Origin of the sequence: Nitrincola tapanii (genome assembly GCF_008368715.1) — a bacterium.
Lineage (GTDB): Bacteria > Pseudomonadota > Gammaproteobacteria > Pseudomonadales > Balneatricaceae > Nitrincola > Nitrincola tapanii.
The window spans coordinates 13740-31713 of sequence record NZ_SMRS01000008.1; the positions used below are offsets into that span (position 1 = coordinate 13740).

The 17974-nt window shown below is 52.3% G+C and carries 16 protein-coding genes; 6 read left to right on the forward strand and 10 right to left on the reverse strand.

Annotation, left to right across the window (positions count from 1 at the left end):
- The first annotated feature begins 10 nt into the window (after positions 1-10).
- From relA to rlmB, 6 genes are all read left to right on the forward strand, one after another.
- Positions 11-2293 carry a GTP diphosphokinase gene (gene relA, locus E1H14_RS10765; RefSeq protein ID WP_149391485.1) on the forward strand — a complete coding sequence of 761 codons (2283 nt, stop codon included), beginning with the start codon at positions 11-13 and terminating at the stop codon, positions 2291-2293.
- Positions 2290-3117: a nucleoside triphosphate pyrophosphohydrolase gene (mazG, locus tag E1H14_RS10770; protein ID WP_149391486.1), complete on the forward strand. Its 828-nt coding sequence runs from the start codon at positions 2290-2292 to the stop codon at positions 3115-3117. The genes relA and mazG overlap by 4 nt, the downstream gene beginning before the upstream one ends.
- Positions 3110-5722, forward strand: coding sequence for a phosphoenolpyruvate carboxylase (gene ppc / locus E1H14_RS10775; RefSeq protein WP_149391487.1), 2613 nt, complete (start codon positions 3110-3112; stop codon positions 5720-5722). Before mazG ends, ppc begins: the two co-directional genes overlap by 8 nt.
- Before the next feature lie 133 nt (positions 5723-5855).
- A complete protein-coding gene (adk, locus tag E1H14_RS10780) occupies positions 5856-6512 on the forward strand; it encodes an adenylate kinase (protein ID WP_149391488.1) in 657 nt (218 codons plus the stop codon).
- A gap of 103 nt (positions 6513-6615) precedes the next feature.
- A complete protein-coding gene (locus E1H14_RS10785) occupies positions 6616-6813 on the forward strand; it encodes an oxidoreductase-like domain-containing protein (protein WP_149391489.1) in 198 nt (65 codons plus the stop codon).
- Positions 6814-6848: 35 nt separating this feature from the next.
- Positions 6849-7592 carry a 23S rRNA (guanosine(2251)-2'-O)-methyltransferase RlmB gene (rlmB, locus tag E1H14_RS10790; RefSeq protein ID WP_149391490.1) on the forward strand — a complete coding sequence of 248 codons (744 nt, stop codon included), beginning with the start codon at positions 6849-6851 and terminating at the stop codon, positions 7590-7592.
- Here the strand turns inward: rlmB and E1H14_RS10795 are convergent.
- The 10 genes from E1H14_RS10795 to accC form a co-directional block, all read right to left on the reverse strand.
- Positions 7589-8788 (reverse strand): acetate/propionate family kinase, encoded by a 1200-nt coding sequence (locus E1H14_RS10795; protein WP_149391491.1) that lies wholly within the window; start codon positions 8786-8788, stop codon positions 7589-7591. The two genes, rlmB and E1H14_RS10795, sit on opposite strands and share 4 nt — an antisense overlap.
- Entirely contained in the window at positions 8788-9753 is a 966-nt protein-coding gene (locus tag E1H14_RS10800) for a bifunctional enoyl-CoA hydratase/phosphate acetyltransferase (RefSeq protein ID WP_149391492.1), read from the reverse strand. The genes E1H14_RS10795 and E1H14_RS10800 overlap by 1 nt, the downstream gene beginning before the upstream one ends.
- Before the next feature lie 119 nt (positions 9754-9872).
- Positions 9873-10241, reverse strand: coding sequence for a histidine triad nucleotide-binding protein (locus E1H14_RS10805; RefSeq protein ID WP_200834093.1), 369 nt, complete (start codon positions 10239-10241; stop codon positions 9873-9875).
- 137 nt (positions 10242-10378) lie between these two features.
- Positions 10379-11665 carry a phosphoribosylamine--glycine ligase gene (gene purD / locus E1H14_RS10810; RefSeq protein WP_149391494.1) on the reverse strand — a complete coding sequence of 429 codons (1287 nt, stop codon included), beginning with the start codon at positions 11663-11665 and terminating at the stop codon, positions 10379-10381.
- A 16-nt stretch (positions 11666-11681) separates the two neighbouring features.
- Complete coding sequence (gene purH, locus E1H14_RS10815; protein WP_149391495.1) at positions 11682-13265, reverse strand: bifunctional phosphoribosylaminoimidazolecarboxamide formyltransferase/IMP cyclohydrolase; 1584 nt, start codon at positions 13263-13265, stop codon at positions 11682-11684.
- Between the two features lie 30 nt (positions 13266-13295).
- Positions 13296-13574 (reverse strand): DNA-binding transcriptional regulator Fis, encoded by a 279-nt coding sequence (gene fis / locus E1H14_RS10820; RefSeq protein ID WP_149391496.1) that lies wholly within the window; start codon positions 13572-13574, stop codon positions 13296-13298.
- A 23-nt stretch (positions 13575-13597) separates the two neighbouring features.
- The gene (gene dusB / locus E1H14_RS10825; protein ID WP_149391497.1) at positions 13598-14575 is read right to left on the reverse strand and encodes a tRNA dihydrouridine synthase DusB; all 978 of its coding nucleotides are present in this window, start codon (positions 14573-14575) and stop codon (positions 13598-13600) included.
- A 149-nt stretch (positions 14576-14724) separates the two neighbouring features.
- A complete protein-coding gene (locus E1H14_RS10830; RefSeq protein ID WP_149391498.1) occupies positions 14725-15585 on the reverse strand; it encodes a DUF3426 domain-containing protein in 861 nt (286 codons plus the stop codon).
- A gap of 3 nt (positions 15586-15588) precedes the next feature.
- Positions 15589-16488, reverse strand: coding sequence for a 50S ribosomal protein L11 methyltransferase (gene prmA, locus E1H14_RS10835; RefSeq protein WP_149391499.1), 900 nt, complete (start codon positions 16486-16488; stop codon positions 15589-15591).
- 113 nt (positions 16489-16601) lie between these two features.
- Entirely contained in the window at positions 16602-17942 is a 1341-nt protein-coding gene (accC, locus tag E1H14_RS10840) for an acetyl-CoA carboxylase biotin carboxylase subunit (protein WP_149391500.1), read from the reverse strand.
- Between the last annotated feature and the right edge of the window lie 32 nt (positions 17943-17974).

Here is a 17974-nt window from a genome sequence, read left to right on the forward strand (position 1 = left end):
AGCCCGTTCAATGGTTAAAGTACGCGAAGAGCACCCGATACGAGAAGATGGAACTGTAGATATCGATTTATGGTTGCTGAGGTTGCAGCAGCAAATCGATCTCCCGGATCCCCAAGAGCTATGCCGTGCTTGTGAAAAGGTACGAGCTTTACAGGCTGCGGTTGTGCGTGAGGAAGATGATCTTTGGGCGCGTAACAGCAAAGATTGTTTCCGCACCGGATTAGAAATGGTGCAGATTCTGGCTGAGTTGCAGCAGGATCAAGAAACTCTGGTGGCTGCCGTCTTGTATCGTGCGGTGCGCCAACAGCTCTTGCCTTTGGCTGAGGTACGTAAAGAGTTCGGTCAGACAATCGCCCAGTTGATAGAGGGTGTCTTGCAAATGGCGGCGATCGGGAGTCGCAAAAACCCTCGACTCGATGCCAATGTCCTCGGTGATAGTGAAGCCCAGGTGGATAACCTGCGCAAAATGTTAGTGGCGATGATTGACGATGTCCGTGTCGCTTTAATCAAGATTGCCGAACGTACCTGCGCTATTCGTGGTGTGAAAGATGGGACACGTAAAAAGCGCTATTTAGTGGCGCGTGAGGTGTTTGATATCTATGCACCCTTGGCTCATCGTTTAGGCATCGGCCATATTAAATGGGAGCTGGAAGATCTCTCATTTCGTTATCTGAAGCCCAATGATTATAAACATATCGCGCACCTGCTCGATGAGAAACGCTTAGATCGTCAACTCTTCATCAATGAGGTCGTTGAGATGCTGCGCAGCCGTTTAAAAGAGGCGGCGATTGACGGTGAGGTGCAGGGCCGTGCTAAGCACATCTATAGCATTTGGCGCAAAATGCAGCGTAAGAACATTGAGTTTAATCAAGTATATGATGTGCGCGCGGTACGGGTTTTAGTGCCGGAGATTCGAGATTGCTATACCGTTTTAGGCATCGTCCACGGACTTTGGCGCAACATACCGAATGAGTTTGATGATTATATTGCCTCGCCTAAGGCCAATGGTTATCGCTCTTTGCACACCGCTGTGTTTGGTCCGGAAGGGAAGGTTTTAGAGGTACAAATACGTACCTTTGACATGCATGAAGAGGCTGAGTTAGGGGTCTGTGCCCATCACCTCTACAAGGGCACAGACACGCGTGCCCGTAAAGACGGCTATGAAGAGAAGATCTCCTGGTTACGCCAGGTCTTAGAGTGGCATGAAGATCTGGGGGATAGCGAAGGGTTACGCGATATTCTGCGTGGCGATGTGACTCAGGATCGAGTCTATGTTTTTACCCCTGATGGTCATGTCATTGATATGCCATCCGGCTCGACCCCTGTGGATTTCGCCTATCGAGTGCATACGGAAATTGGTCATCGTTGTCGGGGGGCTAAGGTGAATGGCCGTATCGTGCCACTCAACCATATCCTCAAAACCGGTGATCAGGTGGAAATACTCACTGCAGCAGAAGAGCGTCCTCGACGTGATTGGTTGAATGGAAACCTCGGCTTTGTTACGACTTCGCGTGCCCGAGCCAAAGTGGCTCATTGGTTTAAGCTACAAGCAAAAGAGCAAAATGCTGAAGCCGGGCGTGAGATGGTGGAGCGCGAGATGCGTCGTTTGGCGCTCGATATCCACCAGCATGATCTCAAACAAATTGCCTTGGCGGTGAACTTCAAAAATACTGAGGATATGTTTGCGGCCGTAGGTGCGGGTGATCTGCGTCTCTCACAAATTATTCATGAAGCACAAAAAGCGCTGGAACCTGCGCCGAGCCAAGAAGATCTTCTGGAGAAAGTTGTTTCGACGCGAGGCCCACATAGCAGTGATGCGCGTCATCTCGGTGAGGGTGTGCGGATTCAAGGGGTTGGAAATCTCCTGACCGTGATTGCCAGCTGTTGTAAACCCGTGCCCGGTGATCCGATCGTTGGCTTCATTACTCAAGGGCGTGGTGTATCGATTCACCATGAAAACTGCAGTAATTTGCTGACCCTGCGTGAAATGGAACCTCGGCGTATCGTCACAGTGGAGTGGGATGAAGCCGGGGAGTCGACCTATCCGGTGGATATCCGCATCGAAGCCTATGATCGTTCCGGTTTGTTGCGGGATGTGATGATGATTTTGGCCAATGAAAAACTAAACATTTTGGCGGCCAATACGCTCACGGATAAGCACAGTAATATTGCACGCTTGTCGATGACCGTCGAGATTTCGCGCCTGGAAATGTTGGGGCGCTTGATGGATAAACTGAATCAGTTACCCAACGTGATCGATGTCCATCGTGAGCGTGATGGAAAAGTAAGATGAGTTATCAGCTCCAAGATCTGCTTTACTTGATGCAACGTCTGCGCAGTCCGGAAGGGGGCTGTCCTTGGGATCGGGCGCAAAACTTTGCCAGCATCGTACCTCATACACTTGAGGAAGTGTATGAGGTGGTAGATGCGATTGAGCGCGAGGATTGGGGCCATCTCAAGGGTGAGTTGGGTGATCTGTTCTTTCAAGTCATCTTTTATGCGCAATTGGCTCAGGAAGAGGGGCGTTTTGACTTTCACGACATCCTGGATGCCTTAGTGGTCAAATTACTGCGTCGTCATCCGCATGTGTTTCCCAATGCAGAGTTATATCAGTCGCTGGAGGCCGCACCTCCGGTGTCGATGGAGGAGGTGGGTCAGCTTTGGGAAGCGATCAAACATACCGAACGTGCAGAAGAGGCACCACATCAGCCCACACGACACCTTGCTGATATTCCCACCAGTCTGCCGGGTTTAACCCGCGCACGTAAGCTCCAGAAACGCGCCGCCCAAGTGGGTTTTGATTGGCCCGATCCGAGTGGTGTGTTGGATAAAATTGAAGAGGAGATTCAAGAGCTCAGAGCCGCGATTGCCTCGGGTCGGCAGGCTGAGATACAGGATGAAATGGGTGATCTGCTGTTCGCTCAGGTGAATCTCTGTCGTCACCTCAAGGTGGATCCAGAGCAGGCGCTGCGCAGCACTAATCGTAAATTTGAACGACGTTTTGATTTTATTGAGCAACAGGTGCAAAGTGCTGGGGGTGACTGGACACGTTTCAGTCTACAGGCGTTAGATGCCTGGTGGCGAGCGGCAAAAGAGCAGGAGAAAAAACATGAGTGATCTGCATGAAGCCTTGCGTGATGATGTACGTATGCTGGGTGAAAGTTTAGGGAAAACCATTTCGGCTCATCTCGGTGAGCCGTTTCTCGCTAAGGTGGAACAGATACGCCAGTTAGCCAAAGAGGGCCGCAACGCCGATAAGCCGGAGCAGGGTGATTTACTGCAGGCGATAGGTGAACTGGAAAAGGATGAAGTGTTGCCCGTCGCGCGTGCCTTCACTCAATTTCTTAATCTTGCCAATATTGCTGAAGAACATCATCGAGTCAGGCGACGTTTAGATAGCCTGGAAAAAGAGGTTCCCGATGGGATGGGAGTCTTGATTGCAGATTTGCTGGCGCAGGGGATTCAGCCTGAGCAGATCAAGGACACCTTTGGGCAGATGCAGATTGATTTGGTGCTGACGGCGCATCCAACAGAAGTGAACCGTCGCACATTGATTCAAAAGTACGATGGCATTATTGAGTGCCTGCGAGAGTTGGATCGTGAAGAGCCTGCTCAGGGGCGTCTTGAACAACTGATCGCTCAGATCTGGCATACGGATGAAATCCGCAAACAGCGCCCAACCCCTGTGGATGAAGCTAAATGGGGATTTGCCGTGATTGAGAACTCGCTCTGGCAGGCAGTTCCTCATTTCTATCGACAGCTGGATCAGCAACTGCGGGAGCAGCTCAATGAAGGTTTGCCATTGACACTGTCTCCAATACGTTTCTGTTCTTGGATGGGCGGCGATCGTGATGGTAATCCAAATGTCACGGCTAAGGTAACGCATGAAGTTTTAGGATTGGCGCGCTGGATGGCCGCTGATCTGTTTGCCCGAGATGTGGATCTGCTGCGTGCTGAACTCTCCATGTATCAGGCCAGTCCTGAGTTAAAGGCGCGTGTTGGAGAGGTTTCTGAACCCTATCGTGCACTCTTAGGCGAGTTGCGTGCTCAGCTGGTGCAAACACGAGAAGCCTTATCTAAACAGTTAAAAGGTTTGCCGACCGAAGCGCCGAGCTTAATTCAGGATCAAGATCTGCTTGAACCCTTGTTGCTGTGTCATGCTTCCCTGTGTGCTTGCGGTATGGCCAACATTGCTTCAGGTCTACTGGAAGATATCATCCGCCGTGCGGCCTGTTTTGGTTTGTCGTTGGTGAAGTTAGATATCCGTCAGAATGCTGAGCGCCATGCTGCCGTTTTTCAAGAGCTTGTCGAATTTTATCAACTCGGTGATTATCTGAGCTGGCCAGAAACACAGAAACAGCAGTTTCTATTAAGTGAGCTAGAATCACGTCGACCCTTAATTCCACGCGATTGGCATCCCTCCGCAGAAGTACAGGAGGTCTTAGACACTTGTCGAGAGGTCGCCTTAGCCCAACCGGCGTCTCTGGGGTCCTATGTGATCTCTATGGCGAGCTATCCTTCAGATGTGTTGGCGGTGATTCTCTTGTTGCAAGAGCAAGGTATGCACTTCCCGATTCGGGTGGTGCCACTGTTTGAAACTCTGTCGGATCTGGACGGAGCGCCAGAATGTATCGATCAGCTACTTTCTTTGCCTTGGTATCATGCCTATACCCAAGGGCATCAAGAGGTGATGATCGGTTATTCCGATTCTTCAAAAGATGCCGGTCAGCTGGCAGCCGCTTGGGGCCAGTATCGAGCACAGCAAGCGTTGACCCAAGTGTGTCAGGCACATCAAGTGCATCTCACCCTCTTTCATGGTCGCGGGGGAACGGTCGGACGTGGAGGTGGCCCAAGCCATACTGCTATCTTGTCGCAGGCACCAGGTTCGGTCGATGCGACACTGCGGGTGACTGAGCAGGGCGAGATGATTCGTTTTAAGTTCGGTATTCCCGAACTGGCGGTCCGCAATCTGGAGCTTTATGCTGGCGCGGTATTAAAGGCAACCCTGGCACCGGGTAAGCCGGCCCAGGCTCAGTGGTGCCAGTATATGGATCATTTGGCTCAACAGGGGTTGCAAAGTTATCGTGCTGTGGTGCGTGAAGATCCTCAGTTTGTGCCTTATTTCCGCTCCACAACACCAGAGCAAGAACTGGCCAAGTTACCCCTTGGCTCACGCCCAGCGAAGCGCCGTATGGATGGGGGCGTGGAAAGTCTGAGAGCGATCCCTTGGATCTTTGCCTGGACGCAAATTCGTCTACTCTTGCCCGCTTGGTTGGGATCTGATACGGCTTTTGGCCAAGCGATTGCCCAGGGTGAGTTGGATAGGTTACAGGAAATGTATGCCAACTGGCCCTTCTTCCGCTCCAATATTGACATGCTGGAGATGGTTTTAGCGAAGTGTGATACCGGAATTGCGGCCTATTATGAGCGACGTTTAACTTCGGACGAGCTGGGCGTATTAGGTGCCAGTCTTCGCGATCGTCTAGAGCAGATGGTGAAGGCCATTAAAGCGATTAAAGGTTTGTCGGAGGAAGCACCTCTTCTCGCAGGGAACCCAGTCATTCGACAGTCGATTGAGGTCCGTAATCCTTATCTGGATCCTTTGCATGTTTTGCAGGCCGAATTACTCTATCGTGATCGCAATCAGCCTGATCAACGCCTAGAACAAGCGCTGATGGTGACGATGGCGGGGATCTCAGCCGGTATGCGTAATACCGGTTAAAAAGTCCTAGGCCTAATGTCGAATTGTCGAGTGCTCGGGTTAGAGGCTAACCTCGGGCACTATTTTTATAAAAACTCTGCGTGCTTGTAAGTGCAGACACAGATTATCAGAACCACTCAGGAGAGAACCCTCAATGCGTATTATTCTGCTCGGCGCACCTGGCGCAGGTAAAGGTACCCAAGCTCAGTACATCACAGAAAAATTTGGTATTCCTCAGATCTCTACCGGCGACATGTTGCGTGCGGCAGTGAAAGCGGGCACACCTTTGGGTATTCAAGCAAAACAGGTGATGGATGCCGGCGGTTTGGTTTCTGATGAAATCATTATTGGGTTGGTGAAGGAGCGTATTCAGGAAGCAGATTGTGCCAAGGGTTTCCTGTTTGATGGTTTCCCACGCACACTGCCCCAGGCCGATGCGTTAAAAGATGCGGGTGTAAAAATCGATGCTGTGGTTGAGATCGATGTAGATGATGAAGAGATCATCAAGCGTATGAGCGGACGTCGTGTACATCCAGGTTCTGGCCGTACTTACCATGTCGTCTTTAACCCACCTAAGGTGGAAGGCCAGGATGATGTGACCGGTGAAGAGCTAGTACAGCGTGCGGATGACCAAGAAGATACGGTGCGTCAGCGTTTGAATGTCTATCATGATCAGACCAAGCCGCTGATCTCTTACTACCGTGGTTGGGCGGAGCAGGATGCGGAAAACGCACCGACTTATGTTTATGTGCCAGGTGTCGGCAGTGTTGAAGATATTCGTGATAAGGTTTTTGCTGCATTAGAAGGCTAAGCCTTGACGCGGTACCACCTTATACCAGACCCCGGCTTGCCGGGGTTTTGATTTTTAACCTTATTTTAAATTCTAGCTTTCTTAAATTATTGAGAGTGAATCGATGGCAGATGAAACGGGCATGCCTGAACCTCAGCCGCCCAATGACGATGAGTGTTGTGGAGGCGGCGCTTGCTGTCCCTGCGTGTGGGATAGTTATTATGAGCGTCGGCGTATCTGGCTAGCACATCAGGCAGAGCGTAAAAAGCAACAAGCGGCAGATGCCTGTGGTGAGACTGAATCTGATCCGCCTTTTTGCTAAACTGGTGTCTTTACCTTGAAAGAGATCTGCTCGTCATGTCGTCAGAAGTTGTGTTTGGTTTGCATGCGGTACGTACCCTACTTGAGCGTGAACCTGCGCGTATAAAAACCCTATTTGTGTTACAAGGGCGCAGTGATGAGTCGCTGCAGGCGGTCATGGCCTTGGCCAAGGCGCAAGGCATTAGTCTGCAGGCTTGTCAGCGCAAGCGTTTAGATGACATGGCGCAGGGAGTGCATCAAGGTGTTGTGGCGGAGTGTAAGCCCCTGCCGATTAAAGATGAGCGTGATCTAGCGAAGCTGCTCTCCGAATTGCCAGATAATCCGCTCTTCTTAATTTTAGACGGCGTGACGGATCCCCATAATCTAGGCGCTTGCCTGCGTACGGCTGAGGCGGCAGGAGTTGTAGCCGTGATTGCACCGAAAGACCGTTCTGCCCCGCTCAATGCGACGGCCGTTAAGGTGGCTTGCGGGGCGGCTGACTGTGTACCCTATATCCAGGTGACAAACCTAGTGCGCAGCCTGCAGACCTTACAAGAAGCGGGTGTTTGGATCACGGGTACCGCAGGTGAAGCGGAAGCGTCTTTATATCAAGCTCGATTAACTGGGCCGATGGCCTTGGTGATGGGTGCTGAAGGCAAGGGGATGCGGCGTTTGACGCGTGATCATTGTGATCATCTGGTGAAGATTCCCATGGCCGGCCAAATTAGCAGTTTGAATGTTTCGGTGGCCACGGGAGTCTGTTTGTTTGAGATCGTGCGCCAGCGCAGCGCACAACTCTAGACAGTTATTGGTTGCGTCAGTGCATGCTGCAGAGTGTGTTGTGCGATCATCTTCTCTTCATCGGTCGGAATCACTCGCAACTGTAATGCGGATGCCGCAGTGCTGATGAGTGCTTCACCCTGAGCATTGGCCTGGCTATCCAAATCGGCGCCTAACCAGAGGCAGCCTTTGAGGATTCGGGCGCGAACATCGGCATCGTTTTCACCGACACCTCCAGTGAAAACGATCTGCTCCACACCCCCCATGGCGGCGGCCAAACGTCCGGCTTCCTCCACCACACGCAAGCAAAAGAGGTCAATCGCTTCTTCTGCATCAGGATGTTGTGCTTGGTGCAGCTCCAGCATATCTGAGCTGATCCCGCCGGATACCCCTAACCAGCCACTTTGTTTGTACAGCAGAGCTTCTATGGCATCCGCATCCATCTGATACTCACGCATTAAATAGAGTAATACACCTGGATCAAGATTACCGGTACGACTGCCCATAGGTAAGCCTTCAACGGCGGTGAAGCCCATGCTTGAGGCTACAGATTTTTCCTCAGCCAAAGCGCACATACTGGCACCGGCACCGAGATGGCAAACCAGGGTTTTTAGCTGGCTTGTACCCAACTCTTTGAGCTGTTGCAGAATGTATTCGTAAGATAAACCGTGAAAGCCATACTTAATCACACCCGCGTCGCTTAAGTGCTTGGGTAAGGCATACAAACGCTCCAAGCGGCTTTGAGTGGTATGAAACATGGTATCAAAGCAGCCTACCGCCGGTAGATCGGGCTTCAAAGTCTGTATCGCCCGTACCAGCATGAGGTTGTAAGGCTGATGGAGCGGCGCCAGAGGGACAAACGCATCTAAGGCTGCAAGCGTCGCTTCATTTAATAGCACGGGGCCGCTGAAGGTCTGACCACCATGGACGATGCGATGACCGGTGGCGAGAAGCTGAAGATCAGGAAAAGTGGACTGGATCCAGCGCAGAACCTTGTCCAAGGCAGCCTGATGGCGCAACTCCTTCCCTATCGTGGAGAAGTCTAGCGTCTCTTGTTGGCTGTCACCGGCTGTCAGTAGCGCTGAGAAACGAACGGCCTCACCAAGAAGGTTGCCAAATTTCAGCGTGCTGAGTTGTTTGAGATGACCGGCATCGATCTGATACAACCCGCACTTCAAGCTAGAAGAGCCGCCATTAATGGTGAGCAGTGCGTGCATTAGGACACCTCTTCTGGGTGATAAACCATATGTGACGCCAAGGCACAGGATGCCAAACGACTGAGCGTACCATCTGCACGGCTGGTTAAGATGATCGGCACACGTGCACCGACGGCCAGGCCTGCAGATTTAGCGCCCGCTAGATAGATCAACTGTTTTGCGATCATGTTGGCGGATTCTAAATCCGGGGCTAACAAAATATCCGCTTCACCGGAGACGGGAGAGTCAATATGTTTATCGATGGCCGCTTGCAAAGAGATAGCATTGTCAAACGCCAGAGGGCCGTCCAGTATCGCTCCTGTGATTTGACGACGATCTGCCATTTTACACAGGGCGGCGGCATCCAGTGTGCTTTGCATGCCGGGTTTCACTTTTTCCACCGCTGCGAGGATAGCGACTTTGGGCTGAATGATGCCCAGTGAGTGACAAAACTCTATGGCATTCTGCACGATATCACGCTTGGTGCTTAAATCGGGGGCGACGTTGATTGCCGCATCGGTAATGACCAGAGGCTTGTGGTAATTCGGTACATCAAAGACCCAAACATGGCTCAAGCGTCGCTCAGTGCGTATTCCCTTGGTTTTGTGAATGATGGCCGAAAGCAACTCGGAAGTGCCCAGACTGCCTTTCATCAAAGCCATGGCCTCGGTGCAGCGTACCAGTTCACACGCACGCTCAGCGGCTTCATGGCTGTGCTCAGTGCTAACGATCTCGTAAGGAGACAAGTCGATCCCTTCGATTTCAGCGGCGGCACGAATTTTATGCTCAGGCCCGACCAGTAAGGGTTCAATTAAGCCTTGTTCTGCGGCTTCTACTGCGCCTAATAAACTATTGTGATCAACAGGATGAACCACAGCAGTACGAATCGGGGCCGATTTTCGTGCCTGTTCGATAAAGAATTCCAGCTGATCATGGACCGGAGGGCGCTCTTTTTTGAGGCTGGTTAAGCTGTTGCTGTCTGGCATGATAAAACTCCCTGTGATGCGGATCATCTAGCGGATGCAGGTGACTTTATGGTGACTCTATGCAGAGTGTAAGACACTGCGCTGGACAGAATTATGACGCAGCGCAGCAAAAGAGTCGATTACTCCACCGCCACCTTGAGTGTGTCTTGATAGGGTGGCCAACCCAGTGGTTTACCGCCTAAAAGGTGCAGATGGATATGGTAAACCGTCTGACCACCGTGTGGATTACAGTTAAAGACAGTGCGATAACCCTCCTGTGCAAAACCATACTCAGACGCTAGGGTTGCGGCGGTACGTAGCATATGCCCGACCAGCTCGGCATCCTCAGCTTGCACATCATTCAGGGTAGAGATGTGTTTGCGAGGAATGATCAAGGCATGAAAGGGGGCTTGTGGATTGATGTCGCGGAAAGCGATGACACGATCATCTTCGTAAAGGCGTTGCGCTGGAATTTCACCGGCTAGGATTTTACAAAACAGACAATCCATCACAGATCTCCAAATTCACTGAAAGACCTGAGTATAACGAGGGGGTGTTGTCTAGCTCAAGGTTGCTATCCAAAGAGAGAGAGAGAGGAAGGGCGGAATGGGCGCTATTTTACTGCCCACTCCGCTAGAGCAGAGGCTTAAGCTTGTTGCTCACGTGCAATGGCACGATAGCCTATATCACGGCGGCAGAAGGCACCTGACCATTGAATCTGATCCACCAGGTCATAAGCATGTGCTTGTGCGTCACTGACACTGGCACCTAGAGCGGTGACACAGAGTACACGCCCACCTGAAGTCTGTAACTCACCGTCCTGTAAGCGAGTGCCTGCATGGAAGACATAACTGTCCACGGGGAAGCGAGCCGGCAAGGTGATCACATCGCCTTTGGGATAATCGCCAGGGTAACCCGCTGCGGCCATCACGACACCGATCGCACAACGTGGATCCCACTCGGCGGTGACCTCGTTGAGGCGACGGTCCAGAGCCGCTTCACACAGATCGACCAGACTGGTCTGTAAACGCATCATAATCGGCTGGGTTTCTGGATCCCCAAAGCGGCAGTTATACTCGATGACCTTAGGCGCCCCCTCTGCGGAGATCATCAAACCGGCATATAAAAAACCAGTATAAGGATGACCTTCGGCTTTCATGCCACGTACGGTCGGCATGATCACCTCATCCATGACACGTTGATGCACCTCAGGGGTGACCACCGGTGCGGGTGAATAAGCGCCCATACCTCCGGTGTTCGGACCGGTATCAGCATCCCCGACACGTTTATGATCCTGACTGGTAGCCATCGGCAATACATGATCACCATCGACCATCACAATGAAAGAAGCTTCCTCACCTTCCAAAAACTCTTCGATGACGACGCGCGCACCGGCTTCACCAAAGGCATTTCCTGCGAGCATATCGCGCACGGCGGCTTCGGCTTCGGCTTCGGTCATGGCCACGATCACGCCTTTGCCTGCGGCCAGGCCATCCGCTTTGACCACAATCGGAGCGCCCTGCTCACGGATATAGGCCAGCGCCGGTTCGATCTCAGTGAAATTCTGATACGCGGCGGTGGGAATCTGGTGACGCGCTAGGAAGTCTTTGGTGAAGGCTTTAGAGCCCTCAAGTTGAGCTGCTGCGGCACTGGGGCCAAAGATACGCAGGCCGGCGGCCTGAAAACGATCCACGACTCCAGCCACTAAAGGGGCTTCAGGGCCGACTAATGTGAGGTCAATTTTTTCCTGCTGAGCAAAAGTCAGTAAGCCCTCGATATCCAACACATCGATCGCAATATTTTGTACCTTGGTTTCTGTGGCGGTGCCCGCATTGCCCGGTGCAACAAACACCTGGCTGACTTGGCTGTCTTGGGCAATAGACCAAGCCAGGGCATGCTCGCGTCCACCTGAACCGATTACTAAAATTTTCATCTGTTTTCCTCAGGGTTTAGTGGCGGAAGTGGCGCATGCCGGTAAAGACCATTGCCAAACCTTGTTCGTTAGCGGCATCGATCACTTCTTGATCACGCATGGAGCCGCCAGGCTGAATCACGGCGGTGATGCCGGCTGCTGCGGCAGAGTCGATACCATCCCGGAAGGGGAAGAAGGCATCCGAAGCCATAACCGAACCTTTGACTTCCAAACCTTCATCTGCCGCTTTGATACCGGCGATTTTTGCGGAGTAGACGCGGCTCATTTGGCCGGCTCCGATGCCGATAGTCTGGCCATTACGGGCATAAACGATGGCATTGGATTTTACAAACTTGGCCACTTCCCAGCAGAAGAGTAGATCACGAATCTCCTGTTCAGACGGCTTGCGCTCGGTGACGATGCGCAGTTGTGAGGCATCGATCATGCCGAGATCTCTTTCTTGAATCAGCAAGCCACCGTTGACGCGCTTATAGTCCAGAGAGTGGGCGCGTTGTTGTGACCATTGGCCGGCGGCAAGCAGACGGACATTCGGTTTGCGGGCAACAATATCAGAGGCCTCTTGCGTCACGCTGGGAGCAATAATCACTTCGACAAACTGGCGATCCACAATGGCCTGTGCGGTTTTGGCATCCAGTTCACGGTTGAAGGCGATGATGCCACCAAAAGCAGACGTGGGATCGGTTTGGAAGGCGCGGTTATAAGCATCAAGGAGGTCTTGGCCAATCGCAACGCCACAAGGGTTGGCATGCTTGACGATAACACAGGCGGGCTCACGGAAAGGCTTAACACACTCCAGAGCCGCATCGGTATCCGCGACATTGTTATAAGAGAGTGCTTTACCCTGCAGCTGGCGCGCAGTTGAAACGGAAGGCTCACCCGGATTAGCTTCAACGTAAAAAGCGGCTTTCTGATGCGGGTTCTCACCGTAACGCATCTCTTGCGCTTTGATAAATTGGGTGTTGAAAGTACGCGGGAAGTCGGAGGGCAGCTCTTCATCACCTTCCACAATCGCACCTAAGTAGTTAGCGATCATGCCATCATAGGCTGCGGTATGTTCAAAAGCTTTGACGGCCAGATCAAAGCGTGTGGCTTGGCTCAGACCCTGATGGGTGGTTAGCTCTTGCAGCACACCGTCATAGTCACTGGCGTTCACTAGGATTGCTACATCTTTATGATTTTTGGCAGCTGAGCGCACCATGGTCGGGCCACCGATATCGATGTTTTCAATCGCCATCGCCAGGTCACAATCTGGACGCGCAATGGTTTGAGCAAATGGGTAGAGGTTAACGATCACCATATCGATCGCCTCAATTCCATGCGCCTGCATGATTTCATCATCCTGACCACGACGCCCTAAGATACCACCGTGGACTTTGGGGTGCAGGGTTTTGACGCGACCGTCCATCATTTCTGGGAAACCGGTGTAATCTGAAACTTCGGTTGCAGGGATTTGTTGATCACACAGGAGTTTGTAGGTGCCACCTGTAGACAGCAGTTCAACGCCTAAATCGGTCAGGGCGCGGGCAAATTCAATAATTCCAGTTTTATCGGACACGCTGATCAGTGCACGACGAACAGGGGTGTAAGCTTGCTCAGACATAAGGGAGTTCCGGCCAGAAGGTTCAGGTGATTAGAGCAGTCCGTACTGCTTGAGTTTTTTGCGCAGAGTGCCACGGTTGAGACCGAGCAACTCTGATGCTTTGGTTTGGTTGTCTTTGGTATAGGCCATGACGGTTTCAAACAGCGGGGCTTCAATTTCAGCCAGCACCATTTGATACACATCCGTGACCGGTTGGCCATCCAGCTGCTTAAAGTAGCTGGTCATCGAATGATGGACGCTGTCACGAAGAGTCTGTGGCGGCGTAGTGGGCTGTGCGGTGTGGGTGTGCTTCACAAGTTTATTGTCCATGGCGTTCATAGCAAATCCTGGGGTCAGGCAGCTGCGCTCCTTTGTGTGTCAAAGAACACGGTCAGGGCGTCAACCTGCTGTTCGGCTGTCTCTAATTGATGAAAGTGTTGCTTAAAATCCGTGCCCTGTGGAATCTGTTGCAGGTACCAGCCTAGATGTTTGCGTGCAATGCGCACACCTTGATCACCATAAAACTCATGGAGTTCTTGTAGGTGAGCAAAGATGATCTGGCGTTTCTCCCGCAGCGAAGGTGCTGCGAGATGCTTTCCATGTCGGAGAAAATGGTCGATTTCACGGAAAATCCAGGGTCGTCCTTGAGCGCCGCGACCAATCATGACCGCATCGGCACCGGTATGGCGTAAAACCTGCTGGGCTTTCTCGGGGGTATTGATATCACCATTGGCAAACAAAGGAATCTCAATCACCTCACGAATGCGCGCCAGGGTGTCATATTCGGCCTGGCCACGATAAGCATCGGCGCGGGTACGTCCATGTACTGCGAGGGCTTGAATCCCTGCAGCCTGTGCCATGCGTGCGATCTCGATACCATTACGCATGTCCGGAGACCAACCCGTACGCATCTTTAAGGTCACCGGAATATCCACCGCGTTGACCACAGCGTCCAAAATCTGACCGACGAGTGCCGGTTCGCGCATCAAGGCGGAACCTGCTGCGCGGTTGCAGACTTTTTTAGCTGGGCAGCCTATGTTGATATCGATGATTTGTGCGCCGCGCTCAGCATTCATGCGCGCGGCTTCTGCCATCATCAGCGGATCGGAACCGGCAATCTGCACAGAGCGTGGTGAGGTTTCTCCCTGGTGGTCTAAGCGATAAGCCGATTTAGCTGTTTTCCAGAAGCGGGTGTCTGAAATCACCATCTCGGAGACAGCCAAACCTGCGCCCATGCGGCGACAAAGCTGACGAAAAGGTCTGTCAGTGATGCCGGCCATGGGCGCCAGAATCACCTGGCTATCTATGCTGTAGGGTCCGACCCGAAACATGCTGGCACCTTAAAAAGAGTCAAAAACACATCGCCAGAGCCAAGGCTCCGGAACAGGGTAATTCACGGGAGGGGGCTAATGATACCGCTTAAGCTTCAGCCCTCCAAGTCGTATCTGATGATTTTTTAACCGCTGCCTATGAAGTGGGTTTAAAGGGCGGGGAGAAGATCGAGCTGATAACCCAGCTCACCACGGATAGGGCGTGCCAGGTGGAGGGTAATTTCGAGTCGCTGTCCAGTCGGCATACGCAGGGCGTCGAAGTGGCCAGGTGCTAGATAATCAGAGGCTACGCGGTCTTGCACACTGATCCGCCGACCTTGTTGATCGCTGAGGGTGAGGCGAATACGTGGGAAAGGTTGCACAAAAGCGGCCTGGTTTTCGAGGATGACTTGGACACGCAGATGGCGTGCCGAATCGGGATCATCGCTGACCTGAAGGTGGTGCAGTTGTATTTCACGATAAGCCGAACGACTGGGTAGAGCGCAATCAAGATAGCGGCAGAGGTGCGCATAATAAGTACTCAATTGCGGCAGATGTCCCATTTTTTGTCGTTCAAACCAGAGGTATTGGCTTGCCAGTAAGCTCACCGCCAACAAGCTGGCCCCTAGAAACAGGCAGGCGGGTGCCCAGCTTTTTTTCTCTTTTTGAGCGACATAGAGGCGAACAGGTTCTACAGGAAGGTTGAGAAAAGGGACTCGATCATCAGACTCATGGAGCTGTGGAAGTTCTGAGCGGCTTGAGTCCGTTTTTGGGCCTGGGCGCAGAGGAGACTCCATCACCTTCTGGCGCTTTTCACCCGGCAGACTGAGGTGGAGTTCACTGGAAGGATCTTGGGCTGTAGCCTGAAGGGCTTCCAGTGTGGGGTTGTGGGCTCGAGCTTCCGCGGGTTGTGCCTGAAAAACGCTCAAACATTGGCCGCAACGAACTTGACCGTTCGCGATTCGGAGCTGTCCTGGTGTTACACGATAACGTGTTTGGCAGGTTGGGCACTGAACCGTCAGGTTGTCCATGCATTAGCTCCGGCGGCGTCCTGTTAGACGTACCCAGCCCTCTTTTTCAGTGGCGGGTTCCATGTCAAAGGTCTGTGCATAGACCGCACCGATCTCCTCGGCCTGAGTACTCAATAAGCCTGAAAGCAAGATTTTCCCACCTGGACGCACCAACGCATCGAGTGTTGGATAGAGTTGAGCTAAGGGCCCTGCCAGGATGTTTGCCACTAGAACATCAGCCTGAACACTGGGTGTTGCAGGTGGCAGATAGGTGCTCAAACGCTCTTGTGTCAGTTGGTTGCGGGTAAGATTATCCTGAGTTGCAATCAAGGCTTGTGGATCAATATCCACAGCGATCACCTCTTTGGCGCCTAATAACAGAGCCGCGATCCCGAGAATTCCGGAACCACAGCCATAATCCACAACTAAACGATTCTCAAGCTCTTGTGCATCAAGCCACTCTAGACAGAGCGCCGTCGTGGGGTGAGTGCCCGTCCCAAACGCAAGGCCTGGATCCAGCATTAGATTGACCGCCTCAGGATCGGGGACTTCGCGCCAACTTGGGCAGACCCAGAGACGTTGGCCAAATTGCATGGGATGGTAAGTGTCCATCCAGGCTCTTTCCCAATCTTTATCCTCTAGAATTTCGGCATGAAAAGAGGGTAGAGAACTCTGCTCGCCCAGTGCAGTCTGTTGTGCGTCTTGCAGTGCAGCTAAGGTAGCTTGCAGATCATGCTCGGCATCAAATAAACCGGTGATGTGGGTTTGGCTCCAGAGCGGGGTCGTCCCCAGATCTGGTTCAAAGATGGGTTCATCTTGGGCATCTTGATAGGTGACGGCAGCACAACCTGCTTCAAGCAGAAGATCTTCATAAAATTCGGCTTGATCGGGCGCAACAGCAAGGCGGATTTGTAACCAAGGCATGATGAGTCTCGTACTGAAAAATCTGGGTTAAGTATCGCGAAAAAGTGCGGGGGCGTACACCAAGTGCCGAAAAAAAGGCCCGCTAAGCGGGCCTAGAGGCAGATACAGAAGGCTTAAAGCCCAAGTTTCTTTTCCAGATAGTGGATATTGACACCACCGCGCGCAAAGTTAGCATCACGTACGATTTCTTGATGCAAAGGTATGTTGGTGCGAATACCATCAATCATGGTCTCATCCAAAGCATTCTGCATACGCATCAGAGCGGTTGCCCGATCTTCACCATAGGTGATCAATTTGGCAATCAGAGAGTCGTAATGAGGAGGAACGGTATAACCATCATACAGATGTGAGTCGACACGTACCCCATTTCCGCCCGGAGCGTGGAAATGTGTTACCTTGCCTGGACAGGGCAAGAAAGACTTAGGGTCTTCTGCATTCAGGCGGCATTCAAACGCATGACCACGCAGCACTATGTCTTCTTGGGTATAAGACAAGGGTAGGCCGGAAGCGATGCGCAGCTGCTCTTTAACAATATCCACACCGGTGACCATTTCGGTGACAGGATGTTCCACCTGCACACGGGTGTTCATCTCGATAAAATAGAAACGGCCATCTTCGTAAAGAAACTCGAAGGTGCCGGCACCGCGATAACCGATGTGTAGGCAAGCATCTACGCATGATTTTAAAACTTCAGCGCGAGCTTCAGGATCGATCATGGGCGCCGGAGCTTCTTCGACGACCTTTTGGTGGCGGCGCTGCATAGAGCAGTCACGATCATAGAGATGAATGGCGTGGCCCTGACCATCCGCCAGTACCTGTACCTCAACATGGCGTGGGTTTTCGAGGAACTTCTCCATATAGAGCGTATCATCCCCAAAAGCAGCGGCTGCTTCTGAACGCGTGACATGGATGGCGTTCAGCAAATGTGCTTCGGCATGTACAACACGCATGCCACGTCCACCGCCCCCTGCCGCTGCTTTGACGATCACCGGATAGCCGATACGACGTCCAATGGCAAAGAGTTCATCATTGTTGTCTGGCAATGGGCCGTCAGATCCAGGAACGGTTGGAACCCCGGCTTTTTTCATCGCAGCGATGGCTGAAACCTTATCACCCATTAAGCGAATGACATCAGCGGTCGGGCCGATAAAGGTAAAGCCTGAACGTTCAACCTGCTCAGCGAACCCGGCATTTTCTGCAAGGAAACCATAGCCCGGATGAATGCCGACCGAGTCAGTGACTTCGGCCGCACTGATTAAAGCCGGAATGTTCAGGTAACTTTTCGATGAGGGGGCTGGGCCTATGCAGACGGCTTCATCGGCTAGGCGAACGTGCATCAAATCACGATCCGGCTGCGAATGAACGGCGACAGTGCGTATGCCCAGTTCCTTGCAGGCGCGTAAAATACGCAGAGCGATTTCACCGCGGTTGGCAATTAGAACTTTTTCCAGCATCGGTGCAAAATCCTTAGTAGGTTGGCGAGCAA